14 protein-coding genes and 1 pseudogene are annotated in these 24,398 nt (G+C 69.6%); 10 read left to right on the top strand and 5 right to left on the bottom strand.

Annotated elements, in window-relative coordinates:
- Nucleotides 1-58: 58 nt before the first annotated feature.
- Both Q664_RS33440 and Q664_RS33445 read right to left on the bottom strand, forming a co-directional pair.
- Complete coding sequence (locus Q664_RS33440; RefSeq protein ID WP_043404898.1) at nt 59-1,252, bottom strand: cytochrome P450; 1,194 nt, start codon at nt 1,250-1,252, stop codon at nt 59-61.
- A gap of 44 nt (nt 1,253-1,296) precedes the next feature.
- Nucleotides 1,297-2,490, bottom strand: a complete 1,194-nt coding sequence (locus Q664_RS33445) for a cytochrome P450 (RefSeq protein ID WP_043404902.1) — start codon at nt 2,488-2,490, stop codon at nt 1,297-1,299.
- 135 nt (nt 2,491-2,625) lie between these two features.
- Here Q664_RS33445 and uvrA point away from each other — a divergent pair, with 135 nt between their 5' ends.
- The 9 genes from uvrA (at nt 2,626) to Q664_RS33485 (ending at nt 19,202) form a co-directional block, all read left to right on the top strand.
- A complete protein-coding gene (gene uvrA, locus Q664_RS33450) occupies nt 2,626-7,926 on the top strand; it encodes an excinuclease ABC subunit UvrA (protein ID WP_043404905.1) in 5,301 nt (1,766 codons plus the stop codon).
- Nucleotides 7,927-8,111: 185 nt separating this feature from the next.
- Complete coding sequence (locus tag Q664_RS33455; protein WP_043404908.1) at nt 8,112-8,822, top strand: FHA domain-containing protein; 711 nt, start codon at nt 8,112-8,114, stop codon at nt 8,820-8,822.
- A 20-nt stretch (nt 8,823-8,842) separates the two neighbouring features.
- On the top strand, nt 8,843-10,786 hold the full coding sequence (locus Q664_RS62345) for an FHA domain-containing protein (protein ID WP_152622484.1): 1,944 nt from the start codon (nt 8,843-8,845) through the stop codon (nt 10,784-10,786).
- Nucleotides 10,783-12,027 (top strand): protein phosphatase 2C domain-containing protein, encoded by a 1,245-nt coding sequence (locus Q664_RS53020; RefSeq protein WP_052518990.1) that lies wholly within the window; start codon nt 10,783-10,785, stop codon nt 12,025-12,027. The genes Q664_RS62345 and Q664_RS53020 overlap by 4 nt, the downstream gene beginning before the upstream one ends.
- Nucleotides 12,027-14,204, top strand: coding sequence for a hypothetical protein (locus Q664_RS33470; RefSeq protein ID WP_043404914.1), 2,178 nt, complete (start codon nt 12,027-12,029; stop codon nt 14,202-14,204). Before Q664_RS53020 ends, Q664_RS33470 begins: the two co-directional genes overlap by 1 nt.
- A complete protein-coding gene (locus Q664_RS33475; protein ID WP_043404917.1) occupies nt 14,205-16,280 on the top strand; it encodes a vWA domain-containing protein in 2,076 nt (691 codons plus the stop codon).
- A 160-nt stretch (nt 16,281-16,440) separates the two neighbouring features.
- Complete coding sequence (locus Q664_RS58215; RefSeq protein WP_152622485.1) at nt 16,441-16,920, top strand: hypothetical protein; 480 nt, start codon at nt 16,441-16,443, stop codon at nt 16,918-16,920.
- A 12-nt stretch (nt 16,921-16,932) separates the two neighbouring features.
- On the top strand, nt 16,933-17,322 hold the full coding sequence (locus Q664_RS33480; RefSeq protein WP_043404920.1) for a hypothetical protein: 390 nt from the start codon (nt 16,933-16,935) through the stop codon (nt 17,320-17,322).
- A gap of 236 nt (nt 17,323-17,558) precedes the next feature.
- A complete protein-coding gene (locus tag Q664_RS33485; RefSeq protein ID WP_043404922.1) occupies nt 17,559-19,202 on the top strand; it encodes a hypothetical protein in 1,644 nt (547 codons plus the stop codon).
- Between the two features lie 22 nt (nt 19,203-19,224).
- On the opposite strand, the gene Q664_RS33490 is transcribed toward Q664_RS33485, so the two are convergent.
- The 3 genes and pseudogenes from Q664_RS33490 to Q664_RS33500 form a co-directional block, all read right to left on the bottom strand.
- Entirely contained in the window at nt 19,225-19,605 is a 381-nt protein-coding gene (locus Q664_RS33490) for a hypothetical protein (protein ID WP_043404925.1), read from the bottom strand.
- Nucleotides 19,606-19,658: 53 nt separating this feature from the next.
- Nucleotides 19,659-20,159 (bottom strand): serine/threonine protein kinase, encoded by a 501-nt coding sequence (locus Q664_RS33495; RefSeq protein WP_235216973.1) that lies wholly within the window; start codon nt 20,157-20,159, stop codon nt 19,659-19,661.
- A 5-nt stretch (nt 20,160-20,164) separates the two neighbouring features.
- Nucleotides 20,165-20,979: pseudogene (locus Q664_RS33500) on the bottom strand (DUF2381 family protein).
- Nucleotides 20,980-21,173: 194 nt separating this feature from the next.
- Between Q664_RS33500 and Q664_RS33510 the strand changes: the two are divergent.
- Complete coding sequence (locus Q664_RS33510; RefSeq protein ID WP_043404931.1) at nt 21,174-24,398, top strand: tubulin-like doman-containing protein; 3,225 nt, start codon at nt 21,174-21,176, stop codon at nt 24,396-24,398.

Raw genomic sequence — 24,398 nt, forward strand, 5'->3', positions numbered from 1 at the left:
CGGGCAGGCACGCCGGAGGTGTCCCGAAGAAGGCAGGGCAGCCGGGCGCACTCCGGCGTCAGGCCCGGTGGGCCACGAGCGGAAGCTTCGCGGGGCCCCGGACGATCAACGAGGAATTCCACTGCACCGGTGCGTCTCCCGAGGTGAGGCGGGAGAAGCGGGCGAGCAGCGCCTCCACGGCCAGCCGGGCCTCCAGCCGCGCGAGCTGCGAGCCCAGGCAGAAGTGGATGCCGTGCCCGAAGGGCAGGTTCTGCGGACCGGGACGGTCCAGGTTGAAGTGGTCCGGGTTGGGGAAGTGGGACTCGTCGCGGTTGGCCGAGCCCATGAGGATGAGCACCCGCGCGCCCCTGGGCACGCGCGTCCCGCCGAGCTCCACCTCCTCGGAGGCCAGGCGGATCATCCCGTGCACGGGCGGCTCGTGGCGCAGTACCTCCTCGATGAAGCGGGGGATGAGGAAGGGTTGCTCGCGCAGCAGCGTCATCAGCTCCGGCTGGAGGTGGAGCCGGTGGGCGGCGTGGCTGAGCAGGTGCAGCGTCGTCTCCAGTCCGCCGATGAGCAGCAGGAACATGAAGCCCAGCAGCTCCGTGTCCGTGAGCGACTCGCCCTCCACGCGCGCCCGCAGCAGATCACTCACCAGGTTGTCGCCCGGGTTGCGCCGGCGCTCCTCCAGCACCTGCTCGAAGTGGCCGCGCGCCTCGTTCACCGTGGCGCGCATGGCCTCCTGCTTCTCGGTGTCGTTGGGGCCGATGCTGGTGAAGCGGGCCAGGTGCTCCGCCCAGTGCATGAGGCGCGGGTGCACCTCGGGAGACAGGCCCAGCAGCTCGCCGATGACGCCCATGGGCATGGGCGTGGCGAAGTGCTCCACGAAGTCCACCGTGCGGCCCTCGGGAATGGCCGCGACGAGCCGCGTCGCCAGCTGCTGGACGAAGGGCTCGAGGCGGGTGATGACGGAGGCCCCGAAGGCGCGGTTGATGAGGGCCCGCAACCGGGTGTGGCGCGGTGGATCCATCACCAGCGCCGAGTCCGCCAGCGGGTAGTTGGAGATCCACGGCGGACGGTAGGCCTGGCGGAAGCCCTCGGAGGCGAAGAGCTGGGGATTCTTCAGGACGAACAGCACGTCATCGTGACGCGAGATGGCCCACATGCCTCCCGGATCCACCTGGCTCACGGGCGCGTTGCGGCGCAGCTCGGCGTAGACGGGGTAGGGATTGGCGCGGACCTCGGGGGCCAGCAGGTTGACTCGGCTGCTCATCGGGCTGCCTCTTCAGCGAGAAGGAGAGGCGCTCATGCTAGCCGTCAGTCCGTATGCGCGGCGAGGGGCAGCAGCGTGGGCCCCCGCATCACCAGCGAGACGTTCCACCGCGCCGGCTCCTCTCCGAGCGACAGCCGGGTGAAGCGGGCGAGCAGCGCCTCCAACGCCAGCCGCGCCTCCATCCGCGCGAGCTGGGCGCCCAGGCAGAAGTGGACGCCATGCCCGAAGGGCAGGTTCTGCGGACCGGGGCGCTCGAGGTCGAAGCGGTCCGGATCCGGGAACTGCGCCTCGTCGCGGTTGGCCGAGGCCATCAGCAGCAACAGCCGCTCTCCCTGGGGGATGCGCGCGCCGCCGAGCTCCACCTCGTCGGTGACCAGCCGCACCACGCCATGCACCGGGCCACTGTGGCGCAGCATTTCATCGATGAAGCAGGGGATGAGCTCCGGCTCCGCGCGCAGCCGCGCCATCAGCGCGGGGTCCTCCTGGAGCTTCAGGGCGCAGCCGCTCAGCAGGTGCACGGTCGTCTCCAGGCCGCCGATGAGCAGCAGGAACATGAAGCCCATCAGGTCCACCGGTGTCAGGGCCTCGCCGTCCACGCGCGCGCGCAACAGGTCGCTCACCAGATCCTCGCGGGGCGCGCGGCGGCGCTCCTCCACCACCTGCTCGAAGTGCTGGCGGGCCTCGGTCACCGCGGCGCGGATTCGCTCCTGCAGCGCGGTGTCTTCCGGGCCCACGCTGGTGAACCGGGTCATCACCTCCGCCCACTGCTTGAGCCGCGCATGGAGCGAGGGCGGAATGCCCACCAGATCTCCCAGCACGGCGATGGGCACGCGGATGGAGAAGGCGTCCACGAAGTCCACCGTCTGGCCCGATGGCAGCGCGGTGGCGATCTGTTGGGCGAGCTCCCGGATGCGGGGCTCGAGCCGGGTCATCACCGAGGCCCCGAAGGCGCGGTTGACGAGCGAGCGCAGCCGGGTGTGGTGCGGCGGATCCATGACGAGCATGGAGTCCGCCATGGGGTAGTTGGAGATCCACGGCGGGCGGTAGGTCCGCCGGATGCCCTCCGAGGAGAAGAGCTGCGGATTCTTCATCACGGTGATGACGTCCGCGTAGCGAGACACGGCCCAGAGCCCGCCTGGATCCACCTGGCTCACCGGGGCGCTCTGGCGCAGCTCGGCATAGAGGGGATAGGGGTTCATTCGCACCTTGGGTGCGAGCAGGTTCACTCTGCTGCTCATGGGCAGGCCTCGAGGGTGTGGGGGATTAGCAAACTAGATCGGCACCATGCACATCGGGGTTGGAATGGAAGGGACTGTCCCACGTCACGGATTCCGTTGGCGAGCCCGACTTCCGCCGTTAAATCAGCGCCTCTCATGCATAAGACGCACCTCGTTGGCGCTCGCACCCACAATCTCCAGTCCCTCTCGGTGGACCTCGCGGAAGGCGAGCTGGTGTGCCTCACGGGCGTGTCTGGCTCCGGCAAGTCCAGTCTGGCGTTGGACACCCTCTACGCCGAGGGCCAGCGCCGCTTCGTCGAGAGCTTCAGCCCGTATGCCCGCCAGTTCCTCGAGCGGCTGGAGCGGCCCCCGATGGACACCCTGGAGCCCGTGGCCGCGGGCGTGGCCGTGGATCGCCGCGCGCCGGTGAAGAGCTCGCGCTCCACCGTGGCCACCCTGGCGGACGTGGAGGCCTACCTGTCCGCCCTCTTCACCCGTGAGGCCATGCCGGTGTGCCCCACTTGTGGGGTGGAGGCGGTGCGCACCGATGCGCGCGTGGCCGCCACCGCGGTGCTCGCCGCCGAGCCCGACGCCCTGGCCGTGTTGGCCTTCCCCCTGCGGATCGCGGACACCGCCGAGTTCCTCGACGTGCGCGCCCGGCTGCTGAAGGACGGCTTCCACCGGCTGGTGGTGCAGGGCGAGGTGCGCGAGTTGGAGTCGCTGCGGCCCGCCGAGGCCACGGACTCGGCCGGTGTGGCCCATGTGGTGGTGGACCGGTTGAAGTTGTCCCAGGGGCAGTTGAGCCGGGTGACGGCGGCGCTGGAGTCGGCATGGTCCATGGGGAACGGCGAGGCGGTGGCCTTCACGCCCTCGGGAGCCCGGCGCATCCGCCGTGGTCTGGTGTGCCCCAAGTGCTCGCGCGAGTTCGAGCAGGCCCGGCCCGGCCTCTTCAGCTACCAGTCGCCCACCGGGGCCTGCCCCACGTGCCGGGGCTTCGGCCGCACCATCGGCATCGACTGGGCCAAGGTGGTGCCCAACCCGTCGCTGAGCCTGGAGAAGGGCGCCATCCGTCCCTGGTCGGGCAAGACGTCCGAGTGGGAGCGGAAGATGCTGTTCCGCTACGCGCGTGAGCACGGCATTCCGCTGGACGTGCCGTGGGAGCGGCTCACCCCGGCGCAGCGCGAGCGGGTGCTGGAAGGGGAGGGCGACTACGACGGCGGCCGGGCCTATCCGGGCGTGCGCGCGTGGTTCCGCTGGATGGAGAGCCGCACGTACAAGATGCACGTGCGCGTGCTGCTCTCGCGCTACCGCGCCTATTCGCTGTGCGAGAGCTGTCAGGGCGCGCGCCTCAACGAGTCCGCGCGGGCCTGGCGCGTGGGCGGGTTGGATCTGGCCGCGTGGCATGGGCTGGAGCTGTCCGATGCCCGCGCGCGGCTGGAGGCCCTGCGCACCCATACCGGCCAGGGCGAGCTGGTGCGCCGCGAGCTGGCCGGGCGCCTCGGCTACCTGGAGCGGGTGGGCCTGGGCTACCTCACGTTGGACCGGCCCGCGCGCACGTTGTCCGGCGGCGAGGCGCAGCGCGTGTCCCTCACCGCGGCGCTGGGGACCTCGCTGACGGGAGCGCTCTTCGTGCTGGACGAGCCCACCGTGGGCCTGCACCCCGCCGACGTGGGGCCGCTCACCGGCGCCATGGCCGAGCTGGCCACGCGGGGCAACATCGCGCTCGTCATCGAGCATGATCCACTCGTGGTCCGCTCCGCGCACCGTGTGCTGGAGCTGGGGCCCGGGGCCGGGAAGCACGGCGGGAAGCTGTGCTTCGACGGGACGCCGCAGGCGCTGGCGAAGCGCGCGGACCTGCCCACCGGCCGGCTGCTGGCGGGCACCGGTGAGGTGAAGCGTGAGCCGCGCGAGCGGACGGGTGAGCTGGTGGTGCGCAACGCCCGGGCCCACAACCTCCAGGGCGTGTCCGTGAGCGTGCCGCTGGGCGTGCTGTGCGCCATCACCGGGCCGAGTGGCTCGGGCAAGAGCACCCTGATGGACGAGGTGCTGTACCGCCACCTGGGGCGCGCCCTGGGCGAGAAGGACGTGGAGGTGCCGGGCGAGGCGGACGGTGTGGACGGGCTGGAGGCGGTGGAGCGCGTCACCTTCGTGGACCAGTCGCCGTTGGGGCGCACCTCGCGCGGCAACGCGGCCACGTACACCAAGGCGTGGGACCGGCTGCGCGAGCGTTTCGCCTCCGAGCCCGAGGCCGAGGTTCGTGGGCTGACCTCGGCGCACTTCTCCTTCAACGTGGACAAGGGGCGCTGCGAGGCCTGCTCGGGCGAGGGCTACGAGACGGTGGAGATGCAGTTCCTCGCGGACGTGTCCCTGCTGTGCCCGGTGTGCCGGGGCCGCCGCTTCAAGGAGGAGGTGCTGGCCATCCGGCACCACGGCCTCTCCGTGGCGGACGTGCTGGAGCTGACCGTGGACGAGGTGCTCGCGCGCTTCTCCGACGACAAGCCCCTGGTGCGCGCCCTGGGGCCGGTGTCCCGGCTGGGCCTGGGGTACCTGCCCCTTGGTCAGCCCCTGTCCACCCTGTCCGGCGGGGAGGCCCAGCGGCTCAAGCTGGCGCGCGCCCTGGCCAGCGAGGCGAAGGGCTCGCTCTTCCTCATCGACGAGCCGAGCGCCGGCCTGCACGACGCGGACGTACGCCAGGTGCTCGCCGCGCTGCACGAGTTGGTGGACCGCGGCGCGAGCGTCGTCGTGGTGGACCATGACCTCGTGGTCATGCGCGGCGCGGATTGGATCATCGACCTGGGCCCGGGTGGTGGCCGCAACGGCGGGCTCCTGGTGGCCGAGGGCACGCCGGAGCAGCTCGCGCGGAGCAAGGGGCTCACCGCGGCGGCACTGCGTGGGGAGCTGGCCGAGCCGGTGGTGCCGGGCAAGCGAGGCAAGGGCGCGGCGGAGGCGGCTCCCGCCATCGAGGTGGAGCACGCACGCGAGCACAACCTGCAGGAGGTGTCCTGCCGGATTCCGCTGGGGAAGATGACGGTGGTGACGGGGCCGAGCGGCTCGGGGAAGAGCTCGCTCGTCTTCGACGTGGTGTTCGCGGAAGGGCAGCGGCGCTTCCTGGAGACGCTGACGCCGTACGCGCGCCAGTTCCTCCCCACCATGCCTCGCCCGGACGTGGAGCGCATCAGCGGCATTCCCCCCTCGGTGGCACTGGAGCAGCGCACCTCGCGCGCGGGCGCCACGAGTACGGTGGCCACCGTCACCGAGGTGGCCCACTACCTGCGCCTCCTCTTCGCCAAGCTGGGCCAGCCCCACTGCCCGCGCGACGGCGAGCCCATCGCCGCCACCACGGCCGAGGCCCTCTATGCACAGCTCACCGCCATGAAGGGGGACGGCACCGTGCTCGCCCCCGCCGTGCGCGCGCGCAAGGGCACCTACCTGGATGTCTTCACCGCCGCCGCCCGCGCGGGCATCGAGACGGCCATCGCCGATGGCAAGGTGGTCTCCACGGATCAGCCGCCCCAGCTCGTGAAGTCACGCGAGCACGACATCGATCTCGTCATGTACCAGGGCAAGCTGGCGAAGCTGCCGCGAGAGGTGTTCGACAAGGCCCTCACCTGGGGCAAGGGCGCCCTGAAGGTCCGCTCCAGCGGGAACAAGGAGACGCTCCTGTCCAGCGAGCGCACCTGCCCCGTCTGCGGCTTCTCCGTGCCGGAGATGGATCCGCGCTGGTTCTCCTTCAATACCAAGCAGGGCCGGTGCGAGGCCTGCGAGGGGACGGGCGTGGAGGGAGGCGCGGAGGCGCTGGCCGAGGGCCGCTCGGAGCCGTGCGGCACCTGCGAGGGCTCGCGCCTGGAGCCGGTGCCGCGCGCCGTGAAGCTGGAGGGGAATCGCTACCACGAGGTGGTGCAGCAGTCCGTCACCGCCGCGCTGGAGCAGGTGCGCGGGTGGAAGTTCAAGGGGGACCGGGCGCTGCTCGGCGAGCCGTCCCGCCAGGAGCTGCTGCGGCGCATGGAGTTCCTCGACCGGGTGGGGTTGGGCTACCTGTCGCTGGACCGGAACGCGGCCACGCTCTCGGGTGGAGAGATGCAGCGGCTTCGGCTGTCCGCGCAGCTCGGCGCGGGCCTCACCGGTGCCATGTATGTGCTGGACGAGCCCACCATCGGCCTGCACCCGCGTGACACGCACCGGCTGCTGTCCAACCTGCGCGCGTTGGTGGACACCGGCTCCACCGTGCTGGTGGTGGAGCACGACACGGACACCATCCGCGCGGCGGACCACCTCGTGGAACTGGGGCCCACCGGTGGCCGGGGCGGCGGGCGCATCCTCGCCGAGGGCCCGCCCGAGAAGGTGCTGCAGACGGAGGGCGCTCCCACGGCCCGCGCGCTCCGCGAGCCCGCGGTGGTGGCGGGCACGGTCCGGGGCGCTCCCGAGAAGTGGGTGGAGCTGAAGGGGGCTCGCGCCAACAACCTGAAGGGCGTGGACCTGCGCATCCCCGTGGGCCGGCTCACGGTGGTGTCGGGCGTGTCGGGCTCGGGGAAGAGCACCCTCGTGCGGCAGGTGCTGTACCCGGCCCTGCGCGAGAAGCTCGGGCTGGTGACGACGCGCCCGGGGCCCTTCAAGTCGCTCACGGGCGTGGAGGCCATCCGCCGCGTACTGGCCGTGGACCAGTCGCCCATCGGGCGCACGCCGCGCTCGGTGCCAGCCACCTTCCTGGGGCTGTGGGATGAGCTGCGCCGGGCGTTCGCCGCCACCCCCGAGGCCAAGCTGCGGGGCTTCACGCCCACGAGGTTCTCGTTCAACAGCGCGTCCGGTGGCCGGTGCACGGCGTGTGAAGGGCAGGGGGCCATCTCCCACGAGATGTCCTTCCTCCCGGACGTCGTCACCCCATGCGAGGCCTGCGGTGGAGCGCGCTTCGACGCGGCCACGCTGGAGGTGCGCTACCACGGGCTGACCATCGGCGACGTGTTGCGCCTGTCGGCGGACGAGGCCAAGGACGTCTTCCACGCGCTGCCCAAGGTGTCCGCGCCGCTGTCCTGCCTGTCGGACCTGGGCGTGGGGTACCTGCAGCTCGGCCAGGGCTCGAACACACTGTCCGGTGGCGAGGCGCAGCGGCTGAAGCTGGCCGCGGAGCTCACGGCGTCCATGCGCCACGAGCCGACGCTGTACGTGCTCGACGAGCCCACCACGGGCCTGCACCTGGGAGACGTGTCGAAGCTGATCTCCTTCCTGCGCCGGCTGGTGGACCGGGGGGACACGCTGGTGGTCATCGAGCACCACCCGAGTGTCATCGCCTCGGCGGACCACGTGGTGGAACTGGGGCCCGAAGGTGGCGAGGACGGAGGGACGATCGTGGCGGTGGGGACGCCGCAGGAAGTGGCGCGGCTGAAGACCGCCACGGGCCGGGTGCTCAAGTCGGTGTTCGCCGCCGAGGAACCGGCCCGGAAGGCCGCGCGGGGGCGGTGAGGCGAGGGGGGCGCATGAGACTCCGGGGTCCGCAATCGCCCTCCACCTCGTTCGTGGGGGTGTGGGGGCTCGTCCGGCTGGAGTTTCCTCCGGGGCGTGCCCTAGAGTCGTGACCGCCCCTCATGCGCTGTCCTTCCTGCCAGAACGAGAATGATGCCGGTGCCGCCTACTGCGATATGTGCGGTATGGACCTGGCGCCTCCCCGGCCCGCTCCGGGCCCCGTGAGCGCTCCCGCGCCGCAGCCGCCCCAGCCGGCCAACCCGCATCAGAAACGCCACACCGTCTTCGAGCCGGATCCGTCGGCGCCTCCGCCTCCGCCCGCTCCCCGGGGCGCGGACTTCTTCGCCAATCCGCCTCCGCCCCGGCCCACCTTCGACCCGCGCGATCCCTTCGCCGCCGCGTCCCTTCCTCCCACCCGGCTGTCCGCGACGGTCCCGGCTTCGGCTCCCGCCGCCATGCCGCCGCCTCCTCCCTCGCCTGCTCCCGCCCCGGCCGCCGCCGCTCCGCGTCCCAAGGCCCGCACCATCGTGGACATGGGGGGCAGTGAGACCCCGGCCGCCACGGGGCTCGTGCGGGGCGCCCTCTTCGAGTACCGCGGACCCACCGACCCCGGACGCGTCCACCCGCTGCGCGCGGGGCGCAACGTGCTCGGCCGCAACGCCGACTGCGACGTGGTGCTCGACGACGGGCGCGTGAGCGGCCAGCACGCCTTCCTCTTCATCCGCGCCGAGGATGCCTCGTTCATCGACGTCTCCAGCAACGGCTCCGTCGTCAATGGCGCCGTCGTCCACGGGGAGCAGATCGTCCTGCAGAACCAATCGGTGATCACCCTGGGCGGGACGACCCTCGTGCTCGTCATCGTCCCCGAGCAGCTGCTGTCCCGCCGCTCCCAGTGAGCGGGCGAGGGGGGATGTCCATGCATCGCACCGTCATCATGCTCGCGGGCCTGCTCGCCGCGCTCCTCGTGGGCGCACCCGCGGTTGCCGCCGACAACGGGCTCACCGTGCTCGCTGCTCCTCCCGCGTCCAACGGGCGGATGCGGCTCCAGGTCGAGGTCACCGACCCCGCCCTCCAGAAGGAGCTCCGGTCCTCGGGGGCCTCGCCGGACCGCTTCCGCGTCGCGGTGGATCAAGCCGGCGCTCAGGTGAAGGCCGTGGATCGCATGGCCGATTCCCCCCGGGAGCGCAGCTACACCGTCCTGGCCTTCGATCAGTCCAAGTCCTTCGCCACGTACTGGCCCCAGGCCTTCGACCTCGCGGAGGCGTATGCGGACGAGCTCGGCGCCCGGTCGCGCAACCACACCGTGGCGGCGATGACGTTCGGGAAGAGCAAGTCCACCCACTGCGAGGAGACCACCGCCGCCGGGCTCCGGGCGTGTCTGACGCGGGTCGAGGCGCGGGGCACGGACCAGCCCGTCACCCGGCTCAAGTTCTACATCCAGGAGGCGGTGCGCGAGGCCGCGCGCAAGCAGCCGCTGTCCCGAGGCGGTTCGCGCGAGGTCATCGTCTTCACCGATGCCGGCGAGGAGTCGCCCGCGCTCAAGGTGAAGGACCTCGCCCGCGATGCGCGCGAGCGGGGCGTGCGCATCCACGTGGTCGTCTTCAGTGCGCGGAGCGCGGGCAAGGGCATCGCGCAGCGGCTCGACGAGATGTCCCAGCTCGCCGAGGGCTCCGGCGGCCGTTACATCCAGGTGGGAGACGTCGATGCCCGGCAGGCCGTCACGGGGCTGGTGGGGGCGCTGGAGCACCTCTACTGGCTGGACGTGGCCTTCTGTGGCGTGAAGCCCGGGCAGACCTCGGACCGGCTCTCCGTCGAGGCGCTCGTGGGCCAGACCCCCACTGCCTGGAGCGAGCCGATGGGCTTCCGCCAGAGGGCCGAGGGCCCCGCCACCGCCGCCTGTCCGGGCACCGTCGTCATGGGCCCCTCGCAGGCGCAGTCCGGCACCTCGGCCCAGCCCGGCACGTCCGGGTCCGCGAATCCGCCAGGAGCCACGCCGGGCACGGGTTCCCCGACGCAGCCGGGCACGGCGACCGGCAGCCCGGGGACGGTGACGCAGCCCGGTGGTTCCCTGGGAACTCCCGGTGGCACGCAGCAGCCCGGCGGAGGTCCGGGTGCTCCTGGGATGTCGGGCGGTCAGCCGGGGGCTCCGGGTGCTGGTGCGGCTCCGGGCGGATTGCCCTGGTGGCTGATCGCGCTCCTCATCGCCCTGGGCCTGCTGCTGCTGATCGCGCTCATCGTGTTGCTGGCCCGGCGCCGTTCCGAGCAGGCCGCCACTCCGGCGGAGAAGCCCGTGCCTCCCGTGGCCGCGCAGCCCGCGGCTCCGCCTCCCGCCGCCGAGCCTCCGCCCGCGCAGCCCGAGCCTTCTCCGGCTGCCCCCGCGGCGTGGAAGGACCCTTTCGCCACGTTGCCGGAGACGCGGCTGGTGGTGAGCAAGGGGCCTCCGGGGCTGGAGCCGTTCTACCGGGTGCACAAGTCCACGTTCACCATCGGGGCCCGGCAGGGCGAGATGGACCTCGCCGTCAACCTGCCCCAGCTCAGCGGTCACCACGTGACGGTGCAGCTCTTCAAGGCGGGCAACGTCTTCGTGAAGGACGAGCACTCCACCAATGGCACCTTCGTGGACGGGCGCCGCCTGAATCCGGGCGAGCGCGTCCAGGTGCGGCCCGGCCAGATCATCCGCCTGTCGCAGCACCTGGAGCTCACCCTGGTGCAGCCCGGGCTCCAGCCCGCCGAGCCTGCCTCGCAGGTGCCCATCGCCGCGGCACCTCCCTCGGTGCCCGCTACCACCCCGCCGTCCGCCGAGGCCCCTCGGCCGAAGGCGAGGACCCTCTACTCACCCGCGAGGGGAGATGACGAATGAGCCTCCCGCTCTACATCCACGGGAGTTCCGACGTCGGGCGCCAGCGCTCGCAGAACGAGGACTCCTACCGCATCGGCGTCCAGCCGGACGGCTCCCGGCTGCTCGTCGTCTGTGACGGCATGGGCGGTCACGAGGCCGGTGAGGTGGCCAGCCAGGTGGCCAGCGATCGCCTCGTCGAGGTGCTCTCCGCCAGCGCGTCCGACAATCCGCCTCGCGCCCTCTACGAGGCGTTCGTCGCGGCCAACCAGGCGGTGCTCGAGGCCGCTGGCACCCGGGGCGCGCCGGGCATGGGCACCACGGGCGTCATCGCCTGGGTGATGAGCTCGCGTTGCTACGTGGGCTGGGTGGGCGACAGCCGCCTCTACCAGTTCCGCAACGGTGGGCTGATCGACCGGACGCGGGACCACACGCGTGTGGCGCAGATGGTCGCCCACGGCATCCTCACGGCCGACGAGGCGCGGAACCACCCCGACTCGCACGTGCTCGTGCAGGCGCTGGGGGGCAGCCCGGGCGTGCAGAAGAGCTTCAAGCCCGAGGTGTGGACGGAGCCGCTGGAGCTGCGCTCGGGCGACGTGGTGCTGCTGTGCAGCGACGGGCTGTACGACTTCATCGAGGACCACGAGCTGTACCCGCTCATCGAGGGGCGGGACTACCAGGACGCGGTGACGCGGCTCATCCAGACGGCCAACGAGCGCGGGGGGGCCGACAACATCACGGTCATCCTGCTCGTGGCGGGACAGCCCGAGGTGCCGCTCAGGGTGAAGGCTCCCCAGGAGGCCCGGCGCGAGACGCTCCCGGATGGCTTGCCGATGCTCGCGCCCGTGCCGGCCCCCGAGCCCACGGTGCAGGCCGCGCCAGTGGAACCGGCCGCACCGGTGTCCGCGCCTCGGAGGCGGGAGCCCGCGGCTCCGGTGATGCCCGCGGCTCCGGCCGAAGTCGTGCCATCGGGGAACGCCGGGCGCCGTGTTCCCCTGTGGTGGCTGCTCGCGACGGGCATCCTGACCATGGGCGTGGGCATCGCCCTGGGGCTGGGGGCCGGCAACACGCCGTCGACACCCTCGGCACCGCCGCCGCCAGCGCCCGTTCAGGGCACCTCCCCCATGGTGGAGGTGGATGGTGGAACGGAGCAGGACGCGGGTGTCGCCCAATCCGGACCTCCCGAGGGAATGGGGACGCCTCACACCACCCCGGGAGCGGCCCCTCCTGGGAGTCCCCAGGTCACGGAATCCGGAGGAAAGTGATGCTGCGCGCGTTCGCGGCGCTGTTCGTCCTCGTGCCGCTCCTGTGGGCCGTGCCAGCCGGAGCGCAGGCCGGGGAGACCTACTGTGTCGGAGGGTACGAGGGGACTCCGCCCAAGGTGCTGGCCGCGTGCGACATGCCGGACGTGCGCCGGATGCACGAGGACTGGCACTACCACAACTGGGTCACCAACGGTCAGGAGTGCTTCGTCTGTTACGACGAGGAGGACTCCACCTGCGAGACGAAGTTCCTCCGGCGCAACCGTGGCACCTGGCGGCGTGCGGATCCGTACGAGTGCGCGCGGCTCTACGGGGAGAAGCACGGCGCTGGCAACGTGGTGGAGCACGTCATCAACGGCGAGCACGTCACTCCCGGTGCACCGCCTCCACCGATGCAGCTCGAGGCCCGGGTGGAGCGCATCTCCCCTGGCCCCTACACCGCCGGGGACAAGGTGACGGTGGTGGGCGCCGTCCGCGACGAGCGCGGTGCGCCACGCCCCCTCGCCGGCGGAACCTTCCGCGTCACCGACGCGAGCGGCAAGGCCTCCGAGCACGAGGGGACCGTGGCGCCGGATGGCACCGTGTCGGCCGGATTCTCGCTCCCCGCCTCCGACTCCGTTCGCATCGAGTTCATCCCCAAGCTGCCGTCCCTCGGACGGAACGAGAAGCTCCGCGCGGCGGCCTCCGAGGCCCAGAGCCTGAAGGTGGAGGTCTGCGGCTTCCGGGCGCGCGTGGTGCAGCCCACGGCGCACGAGGCGCTCGTGTCGGGACAGGCCATCGCGCTGAGCGCCCGGCTCTTCGATGCGGCGGGACAGGTGCCGGTGACCTCGCCGCCCGCGGGCCTCTCGCTGGAGTTCACCGTCCAGGTGGACGGAGAGAAGCCGCGGGTGCTGCGCGCGGACGGTGCGCTCTCGGCTTCATGGACACCGCCCGCGTCCCCCAAGCCGCGCGAGGTGCGGTTCAGCGCGGGTGGGCGCACGGGCGAGCGCGTGGTGTGCCCGGCGGGCGAGGTCTCCGCCACGGTGAGTGACCTGGGGCTCGGCTTCGACACCTCGGAGCTGCCGCGTACCTGCTACGTCGGGCTTGCCTGCAAGGGCACGGTGCGGCTCATCCGCCCGGAGCCGGGGACGAGCCGTCAGCAGGTGGATGCGCTGCTCGCGGACCCCAAGGTAGAGGCCCGCGTGGTGGATACGGGAGAGGAGCGCTACCGCGGGCCTCCGAGAGCGGATGACCGGTACGAATTCTCCGCCACCTACGCCGAGCCCGGAGCCGCGAGCTGGTCCATCGAGTTCCAGACGCCGAAGGGGCCCGTGACCATGCCCACGCACGAGGTGCGGGTGCGTCCCCAGCTCGAGGTGAAGCTGCCAGCGGAGCTGGACTTCGGCACCGTGACCGCGGGCGCCTCCGTGGCGGCGGCCTGCCAGAAGCTCGACTTCAGCGGCTCGCGGGGGGCGGAGGAACACAGCTGGGAGCTGCGCGCCGAGGGGCTCGAGGGTTGCCAGTCGCGCCCGGTGCTCCGCTTGCTCAACGTGCAGGGGCAGGCGGATACGCATGGACTGGCGCCCTCGCTGGGCATCGAGGCGTTGGATCCCAAGAACCGGTGGCTCGACATCTGCCTGGAGGTGCCGCGCTGCGCCGGGGAGGTGTCACCGGACTCGGCCGTGCTGCGCGTGGTGCCGCGGACTCCCGAGTTCAAGGCGCAGGAGAAGACGGTGCGCCTGCGTTGGAAGGTGGAGGGCCGGGGCTTCCTGGGCTGCCATGGCGCGTGGGTGTGGCCCACGCTGGCGCTGCTCGGCTTCGGGCTGGTGATTGCTGGTTTCACCCAGCCCGCGCGCTTCCCGCCCGGAGCGTCCATCCGCGTGGCCGGGAGCGAGCGAGGCATGCGCCAGTCGGCCGCCATCCTCCTGCAGGACTGTCCTGGCAGCAGCCCCGGCTTCTACCGCGACGCCCGGCTGGGCCTGCACGGGGACGGCGAGGTGAATGGCCGGACCCGGAACGCGGTCATCGTCCTGCGTGCCACCCGGGGAGCCGGGGTGGTGCTGACGGGCCTGGGACCCCTGGAGCAGCAGGACCGCCGCACGCTCCAGTGGGAGCCGGTGACGGACCTGGCGCGGGGGCATGTTCCTTCTCCCTCGGTGCTGTACCGGGCCGGGGGCACGTACTTCAAGGTGGAGCTCTAGATGATGCTCGCGCAACTCGTCCTGCCCCTGCTCCTCACCGGTGCGGCGGGCGGGGGCAACGAGATCGTCCTCATCCTCGACAACTCCTGCTCCATGGGCATGGAGTCCCGGGATGACCAGGGCCGCCGGTATCCGCCCAATGATCCCGAGCGCGCCGCGGTGCTCGGGACGCTCATCGTCGAGGGCCTGGCGCGAGGCTCGGCCGACCACATGGAGGTGCTGGCCTTCGGTGACAGCGAGCGGGACCCGCCTCGTCCGGCCCAGGACGCGGACGCCATCCGTGCGCTGCCCTATTCACAGGGCACCTTCTACAAGCGCCCGCTGGAGGAGGCGGGGAATCGGCTGCGGAGCTCGACGCTGCCGCACCGGCTGTTCCTCTTCTTCACGGACGGAGCCCCGCAGGATCTGAGGGACCCCTCCGAGGGTCCCCGGGCACTGGGGGTCTCCGAGGGAGCGGATTTCGAGACGCTGGTCATCGGGCTCTTCGGCAGTGAGGAAATCCGCCAGACGGGCGAGCAATTCCTCCGGCCGTTGGTGCGCGATCCGCGGGATCTGGTCTTCGTCCAGAAGCCTCGCGAGGTGATTGACGCCTTCACGCGAGGCTATGCCCGGGTGCTCGGCTCGAGGCCGGAGACGGGCTCGCTGTCGCCCGGCGAATCGAAGACGTTCGCGGTGGGCAAGTACGTGGTGGAGGTGCTGGTGGCCACGGCGTCGGCCTCGCCTGGGCCCGCGTACACGGCGAAGCTGGAGGGTCCCCAGGGCAACGCTCCAGTGCAGGCCTCGGGGGACAACGGCTGTCCGCCTGGCATCCGTTACGGAGGCGCGCCGAAGCTGTGCCAGCCGCCGCATCGGCACTACCAGGTGTTCCGCGCGCCCAACTCCCCGGACCAGCCGAGCCGCTGGACGCTGTCGCTGCCGAAGGGCTCGGGTGACATCGATTACGGCCTCATCCTCCGTTACGACCTGGAGGCCTCGCTGGCGGTGCCGGCGACGGCCCGGGTGGGGGAGCCGGTGCGGCTGGATGCGCGGATGCTCTTCCGGGGGAAGACCTTCGATGACGAGTCCTTCTTCCAGGCGGACGGCTTCGCGGCCGTGGCCACGGTCGAGGGCCAGGAGGTGCCACTGCGTCACGAAGGGGGAGGGCGCTTCGTGGCGGACTGGACGCCTTCGCAGTTGTCACGGGATGGCGCGCCCACGCCCGTGCAGGTGACGTTCCGCAATGCGTGGATGGAGCAGCGCGCGCGCCGGACGGTGCAGGTGGAGGGCTTCCTCGACTTCGCGCTGGTGCCGGATCCGGCGTCCATCGATCTCGGCCAGTGGCGGGGCGAGCGCGGCGAGACGCGCCGGTGCGCCATCGTGGACCTGTCCCGTTCAACGAACGCGGACCGGGTGCCCATCACCTGCACCGCGCAGGGAACCATCACGGAGGGCGTGTTGAGCTGTGGTCCCGTGGCGGGCTCGGAGGCGGACCTGGGCAATGGGCGCAAGGGACAGCCGCTCCAGTACGAGGTCTGCTTTGTCGCGGAGGGATGCTGCGGCCAGATGGCTCCGGAGGGGCTCGGGGTGCACTTCTCCGCGACGCATCCGCATTATGCCGCCTCGGCGGTGACGGTCCCGACGGTCGTGAAGGTGGACGAGACGGGCTTTCTGCGCTGCTGGTGGCCCTGGCTCGCGTTCGCGGCGGGAATGCTTGGCTTGGGCTGGCTCATCGCGGGCTTCGTGCGGCCGCATGACTTCGATCCGGCGGCCAGTGTCTACGTGGCGGGCTCCGAGATGGGGCTCAAGCGCGCCTCGGCCCTCACGTTGCGTGAGACGCCTGGGGGCACCCGGGGCTTCTACCGGAATGCGCGGATGTGCCTGAACGCGGGGGGGGACTTCGTGCGCTCACCGCGTGCGGCGGTGCTCGTCCTGGAGGCGGGGCCGGGGGGCTCCACGCGTTTCGTCACCGCGGGGGGACTGGAGCGCAAGGTGCAACGCACCGGGAAGTGGGAGCCCGTACCGGCCGAGGAACTGGCCATCGGCTACATGCCCAACACGGTGTACCGGGTGGGCAGCCTGTACCTGAAGTGGAGCTGAGTGCCGCAGTATCTCGGTCGGCACAGCCTGTGATGCCGGCATGGCCAACCCCGCTGTTGGGCTCCTGACTGACGGCCTGGGGGGCCAACAGCGGCGGATGGGTGAATGTGACAGAGTCGGTCCGGAAGGCGGCTTGGCACACACTCCAAGGAGGTAGTGCATGAAGCGGAATGGGCTGAAATGGACCGCTCTGGCCGTTGCCGTCGTGGCGGCCAGCATGGGATGCGCCCACTCGCAACGGCCGGAATCTCGAATCCACGTCATCTCCGAAGACGCGGAGGGAGTGGGTGCCTCCCTCGGAACTGGCGGCTCTGGCTTCCGTAACTGCGATGCAGAGCATAATGAGTGTTACGACGATTGCTGGAATACCGAGCCTTTACCATACCCGCAGACGAAGCAGGACGGATGGCTCCGTAGGCATTGCACCAGTAAATGCCTCAAGGTGTATATGGAATGCGAAGAGGCCAACGAGAAGAAGGCACGAGAACTGAAGTTCTCGCGCGTCGATGCTGCGATTGATTGGATCAGGAATCACAAGGCCGAAGTGGCACTTGGAACGGTCGTCATCGTCGCCGGTGTTGCCTTTGTCATTACAACAGGTGGTTCTGGTGCGCTGATTCTGGCTCCTCTTGCCCTCTAGTCCGGTGCGCCAATGGCCTATAATTGGGATTTCGATGTTGAAGCGGTGATGAAGACGCTTGGCACCATCAGCGACAAGTATCAGAAGGACTCTTCGGAAGACGAGGCCCTCCGGATCGCCGCAGTCGCATTGCTCTATGTCCGCGACATCCAGAAGCTGGAGGAGTACCGCACCTATTTCCGAGAGTTCGTTACGGGCAAACCCATCATTGTTTCTCAAACGTTCGCAACGAGAGCAGAAGCAGATGAATGGCTCGCCAGTGGAAAAGCCACGGATGGCGAGCTTGTCAGCATCGCGGGCCAGGGGTTCACCGCGCACCATCTGTCAAAGGGATGGAAGTTCCTTCGGGCGCGCGCGCCGGAGGAGCTTGACCCCCCTCCAGACAAGCCAAACCCCGAGTAGGAGCCGGGCCACTCTTCGAGTGTGAGGGCCGTGTGCTACCCTGAGCCATCACCGCGCGCAGTGGCTCCCGGAGGGGTCCTGAAGCGGGGGGCTGCTCGATGGGGAACCAACCCGAGATCGTTCGTCTTCGTGTCCTCTCCCAGGGAAGGGAGCCGCGCGAGGTTCGCGCCTGGCGTGTCGGTTCATGCATCTACCTGACCGCCACGTCCCACCTGTTGGGGCCCCAGCCAGGAGAAATGCGCCGCGTCGTGCTCCAGGGCGCGGGTCAACCGAAGCAGGTGCTCGTCGTGGAGTCGGATGACGACTCAAACCTGACGCTGCTGGCACCCGAGATGGAAGGGGCAGGGGATGGCGAGGGCGCTGGGAGCGCGGCCCTCAAGGTCGAGGTGCTGGATGCCTCGGGGGATGTGGAGCCGGAGTGGCCGCTGCTGGCGGATGCGCCCTCGGACGTCTCAAACTGCACCGTGCTCTTGTCCTCCGAATACAAAGGGCAACGGGTGCTGGGCCGGCTCACCCCCAAGGGAGATGCCCTCGAGGTGACCACCAGCCCGGACTCTGGCGTGGATGTTCTCGAGCTGATCGGCTGCCCCGTGCTTCAAGGCGGCAAGGTCATGGGCCTCGTGACGCAGCGGACGCGGACCGAGGGCACGGTGCTCGCCGTCACGGCTTCCACCATCCTCTCGCTCTGGCGGCAGCGGTGCGCGACCGGGCCGCAGGACTGGCGGCAGCGCAGCTTCGCCTATGGGGCCATCAAGTTGTTCTCGGCCGCCGTCGGCGACCCCGAGGCCTGGAAGCGCGAGCTGTCCGCCGTGGATCCACGCTTGGCGCCGGGCTTCGGGGCGTACCAGCTCTCGCTGGCCCAGTGCCAGGAGACGCCGCTGGTGCTCTTCCTGCTGCGGTGCTTGCTGGGGCCGCTCGTCACGGTGCTGCTGTTCGACATGTCCCTGGCGGGCGCGCTCCTGTTCTACCCCGGGCTCTTCCCCGAGGGGCTGTTGGACGTCCTGTCGCAGCAGCTCGTGATGAGCTACTGCCTCGCGATCGTGGGCGCGTTGGGGCTGAGTGTGCTCACCGGAGTGGGGGCCGCTGCCGGTTCCGCGACGGTGGGCGGGTTGGCTGGAGGTGTCGCGGTGCTCATCACGCTGCCCCTCCTGGAGAGCACCTGGAGCGTGGCGGGCATCACCGTGGGGACCATGTGCGGGACGGCATCCGGGGTGCTGTGGATGCAGCGGATGGATGTCCGGCGCAAGCCCACCCGGGTGCAATTGCTGTCGGTGGGATGGGGCGTGCTGGAGGGCCTGATCCTGTTCGTCGTGCTGAGCCTCATCGGCCTGGAGTTCGCCGATGCCCGGCTGTCCTGGGGCGGCGAGCGCGAGAAGGCCATGGGAGCTGTTCTCGGCCTGCTGCTCGTGTCTCCTGGCCTGCTGGCGTTCTTCCTGCGGCGGAAGGAGGCTCCGGGGCAGTGGTTCGGCACCGTGCTGCTGGGCATGGCCGCGGTCTTCGCATCCCTGGGCGTCATCCTGCATCCCATCATGGTCAACCGTCAGCCGGAGAGCCTCATGTTCGGCGCAGGCCTGGGCATCCTGACGGGAGTGGGGCTGTGCGGCATCTTCAGCCTGATGCACGCATTGGCGGAGGACTTCGGAGCGGGCCCCTGGAGCGATGTGGCTCCCGTGCTGGGCACCTGCCTCTTGTTACCGTTGGTGCTCGTTGGTTTCGGATGGCCGGCGGGAGTGTCCCTGCTCCGCTTCGCCGGGTGCCTGCTCACCAGCGGGCTGCTGAGCTTCGTGTTGATGATCCTCCGCCAGTGGGTGCCGGTACCGGCGCGTTACGTCGGCGCCGGGCAGCCCAAGTCCGGGGTCGGCGTGGATCCGGGCCGGTGAGGTATCCCGAGGGGCGCAGTGCCTACTTTGAACCTGGCGGTTCAGTTTCTTCGGGTAGACGCGTCCTCAGCAACGTCCATCCCTTCGATGCCATGCCTCCCACGGAGAATCCCTGGCCCGCGATGGTGATGAGTTCGCCCCCGTTGACCTTTCCGCTGGCGAGCCACTCATCTGCTTCTTCTCTCGTGGCGAATGCCTGATCAGGGATCAGTGGTTTGCCAGTGATGAAATCCAGGAAATACTTGCGGTAGTCTTCCAGCTTGTCGATGTCTTGGACATAGAGCAGAGCCACCGCTGCGATTCGGAGAGCCTCGTCTTCTGCGGAGCCTTGCGGGTATTTGTCGCTCACGGTACCGAGCGTCTTCATCACGGATTCGATGTCGAAGTTTGAATTGTAGCTCATGGGTACACGCGAGCGGGTAGGGCTCGAGGGCGTCAGGGCACCCCACGTCGGCCTCACCGGAACGAATCCACGATGAATGCGTCTGCGATGGAGTAATCGAGAATGGCGGTTCCGGGCTTGGACTCGGGCCGCTTCCTGAGTTGACCATTCCCGAGCCGGGCTACGGCGCAGATGGGAACTTTGTCTCCGTCTGGTGGATGGGCCTCGTAGTACCGGATGACGACTTGCGGCCCTCCGGTCCAGACCTGCCCATACAGGCGGGTGGGCGCTTCGAAGATACCGAGGTCTTCCGTCAACATGCTCTCGATAGGGCCGTCGTAGAGTGTGATAGGCCGTGCCCCTACCTGATTGGCGTCGAGTTCCAAGAGCGCTGCGTCCCCGACGTGCAGTCGTACATACCGCATCGCCTTCTGGGCTTCCTCGGGGCACTCTTGTGGACCCGGTGTTCCGTCTGGACGCAACACCAACTTTTCAGCGGTGGTGATGCATCCAGATGACGCGAGAAGCAAGAGGGTGGAACAGGAAAAGATTGCCTTTATCATGGGCGTGAGCATCGCGCTTACTCGCGAATGAGCCGATGATCCATCAAAATGACCACCTGCTGGTATCCGTCACTTCGGAGTATCTCCAAGGTCAGGTCAGCAAGGCCTTGGTCCGATTCAAACGCGCTTTGATCCACGACTACCGCGAGGGTTCCCGACGCACCAGGAACGAGCTCGGACCGGTTCATGCGGAGCGCGAACGGCCTGTTCGTGCGCGACTCCAAATCGGAGGTCATGCGGGCTTCCCCGAATCTCCAAGGCGCGTCGGCGTTCGAGTTGTTGGTCAGTTGGACCACAGCCGCGGCTTTTCCTTTGCCCGAGAAGAGCTTCACCGTCAGGTCCACATCTCCATCCTTGAGGACGATGGTTCGCTTCTTGCGAAAGGGCGTCTGCTTCACCGCGCCATTGGCCAGAAGCGTGGCGTAGGCGTGATCAATCGAGTTCTCTTCTTGGCGATAGCGCTCGTTCTCATCGCGAAGCTTCCGCTCTCTATCAAGCGCGCGGTACAGGGAGGAGAGCACCGCATCGTACCCCTCGCGGCTCTCGAACACGTTCACCAGTTGGTCCACCTGGCGGTCGCTGTAGGCCTGCTGGTGTGCGGTCACGATGAATGGAAGTTCCGTTCCATCATGCTCGTCCGCGCGGGGTCACAGTCCTTCTCCAAGCGGAGGACGGTCGCCGTCTGGCCACCGACGTACACCTTGGGGGCCTCGGTCCTCGGATGCTCCGAGAGGATGAGGGTCCGCTCCGTGGGGGCGCACACCTGGGGGATGGCCTCGGATGCCACGAGGATGAGCAGCAGGGGGAACCGGAAAAGTAGTGGATGACGCATGGCGCGACCTAACCTAACAGGACAGGCCGTGGAGGACCACACGTCTCGAGTTTTCTCCCCTGGCTCCGAGTGCGACTCCCGGTGCAATCGTCTCGGCTGCCGCACGTTATCCCTCGACCCCTGGTCTCGACTCGACGTGCTATATCGGGCACGTACTCTCTACATGCAGTGGAGATGACGCGGAGGGGGATGTCTTGGGGCTGCTCGCGACGGAGAAGTTCAACCCCACCTTGTTCGTGGGGCTCGGTGGTAACGGCGGGAAGATCGTCCAGCTGCTCGCCGGCCGGTTGCGCCGCCATCCCAACTGGGAGCGCATCAAGTCGATGACCCATTTCGTGGCCATCGACACCAACAAGGACGACCTCGACAAGCTCAAGGACGTCCCGGTGGAGAACCGCTTCCTCATCTCCGCCTTCGACGCGCGCGCCTATATCGAGCGCAAGCGCGGCCAGCGCGAGCTCCAGGAGGACAAGCTCGTCACCCAGTGGGTCCCCTCCACCTACCAGTTCCGCTCCACCCAGGGCGCCGGCGCCGGGCAGATCCGCATGGAGAGCCGCCTGCGCCTCTACTACAACCTCGAGGAGGACCGGCGCGGCATCCGCAAGGCCCTCCAGAAGCTGCTCGACGAGTCCACCCGCCGCGAGAACCCCTGGCGCGACAACGAGAACCGCGTCGTGCGCGTCATGCTCTACGGCTCCGTGGCGGGCGGCACCGGCTCGGGCGGTTTCCTGCCCATGGCCTACCTGCTGCGGCGCATGGTGCTCGACGCGGGCTGGGGCCGCCCCAACGTCACCGGCGTGCTCACCCTGCCCACCGCCTTCCTCGACAAGGTGAAGCCCCAGCTCCACCCGGACATCCTCGCCAACGGCTACGCCGCCCTCAAGGAGCTGGAGTTCCTCAACCGCCAGCTCGACTACGCCGGGGGCTCTGGCGAAATCGAGCTCCACTACGACCCGGGCAGCCAGGACCGCGACCGCCAGGTCGTCGGCGAGCGCCCCTTCACGCTCACCTACCTCATCGACCGGCCCGACCAGCTCTCCATCGAGAAGTACGAGAACGCGGTGGCCGATGCCTGCTACCTGCAGATCTTCTCGCCGCTGCTCGGCGCGCAGGCCGGTGAGTACGACAACTACGAGAAGCACCAGAAGAAGCTCGCCCTGGGCCACTTCTCCGTGCACTACGGCTCGTTCGGCACCGCGCTGCTCCAGTTGCCCCGCCGCGACATCCTCAAGTACGCGGGCCTGCGCTACGTGGCGAGCGCCTTCCGGCAATTCCTCTGCTTCGGCGCGGACCACCCGGACTTCCAGGTGCCCTATGGCGACCCGGCCTTCCAGCGGCTGGAGCCCAACGAGAAGAACCGCCGCATCGACGAGAAGTTCAAGGGCTACGTGGCCTTCCGCGCCTCCGACGAGGAGCGCCGCGACGAGAAGGGCCAGTTCTACGGAATCCAGCAGCAGATTGGGAAGGGCGGGAAGAACCTGGCCGAGGCCTTCCGCGAGAAGCTGGAGGCCATCTTCGGCCGGCTGGACGAGCAGATCGACATCCCGGACGTGGAGAAGCAGTCCATCAACCCGGGCAACCCGTCGCTGAGCCGGGCCATCGCGGTGCTGCGGCGGGCCAAGGACGAGTCGCGCGCCCGCGTGTGCGGCGAGTACCTCGAGGCCCAGCGCGGTGACGTGCGCACCGGCCGCTTCTTCGAGTCCTTCTTCAAGGAGTACGAGGTCAACCCCATCGCCCAGCGGCTCTTCCTCGTGCGCCTGCTGGAGCAGTCCTTCGTCGTCCCCTTCAAGGATCCGGAGGAGGGCGCCTACCTCAAGGCCGAGGGTGCGCCGCCGGACCTGGACAGCCCGGAGCTGCGCCAGGAGATCGCCCGGCTGGACTCGGAGATGACGAAGCAGGCGCAGCCCGGCTTCTTCCAGAGCCTCACGGACCGGGACAACAAGGCCTTCGCCGCCGCCAAGCTGCGCGCCGTGGCCAAGGTGGAGAGCTGGGCCAACGAGTTCCGCGACGAGATCAAGCGCTTCTTCTGGAAGTCCTTCGAGAGCGAGCTGCGCAAGGACGCCGAGGCCCGGCTGGAGTCCTTCCGCAAGGTGGCCCAGGTGGCCGACGAGCGCGCCCGCGACGCCGAGTCCCAGGCCGAGCGCTTCCGCAAGGATCCGGCCGCGGTGGACGTGGGCTCGGACGTGGCCCAGTACTACCTGGACGCCGAGGTGCTCCGCGATGACCGGCGCCGTGAGCGGCTGTGGAAGGAGTTCTACAGCCACAAGCTCGACAGCGACGCGAACTTCCGCGTGGCCGATATCTTCGACTCCGTCACCGAGGCCTTTACCCCGGTGCGCGACCCGAGCGGCCAGCTGCGCGCCCGCGACGCGAATGAGATCGTCCAGCACGTGCGCGGCAAGTTGGAGGCCCAGGCCCTGCAGGTCTACGGCCGGGTGATGGAGGAGATGGGGCTGGACCTGGCCACGGGCCTGGAGCTGGAGCAGCGCTACATCGCCCTGCACAAGGCCGGGAAGGACCTGGAGGAGCTGCGCCGCAAGGGCAAGCTGGAGGACGAGCTGCGCGCCGTGTCCGCCACCGAGGTGCGCCGTGGCATCGAGGACCGGCTCAAGCGCCTGTCCGACGAGTGCGTGCTGCTGGCCCATATCGACGCCACGCGCCGCGATGATCCCACGGTGACGCCCGCGGATGTCTTCTACGCCGGCCTGCACGACAAGTACGCCAGTGACGAGGAGGGCTCGCTCTGGAGCGTCCTCAAGGGCGTGGTGTCCGGCACCCACCGCGTGGCGGGCTGGGAGGAGCGCGACTCGCTGGTGCTCTACCGCGCGCTGCTCGGCGTGCCCGTGTACTGGTTCAAGAACGTCCAGTCCGACCTGTACTCCGGCTACAAGCGCGTGCGCGACGACAAGAACCGCACCTACCCGCTGCACATCGAGGCGACGTGGGAGTCCTCGCCGGGCCTGCCGGACCTGGATCCCGTGGAGCTCAAGCGCGCCGAGGAGCGCCGCACCGCCGAGCGTTCCGCCCAGGCCACCCGCGAGGCCCGCGACTCCCGTCTGCGCGCCTTCACCCTGTGCGCCCTGTTCGGTGGCATCTCGCGCGACGAGGAGGGGTACCACTGGAGCTTCGCTGGCACGAAGAACAAGCTGGCGCCGGATCGGGCGCGTGCCTTCGAGGCCTTCGAGGCCCTGGACCCCGTGCTCCGCGGAGACCTGGAGAAGAACGCCCGCGACTCGTGGACGGCCGCGACGGCGGAGCGGCCCTCGCGCGGCAAGCTGCTGGAGGAGGTGCAGGCCCACCAGCGCCGCCTCACCGAGGCCTACGCGCGTGCCGTCTCCGAGCAGAAGGACGCCGAGCGCCGCTTCCTCCAGGACGAGCGCAACGTGGTGGAGGCGCTCGCCGCCGAGCTGAGGAGCTAG

The sequence above is a fragment of the Archangium violaceum Cb vi76 genome (assembly GCF_000733295.1).
Lineage (GTDB): Bacteria > Myxococcota > Myxococcia > Myxococcales > Myxococcaceae > Archangium > Archangium violaceum.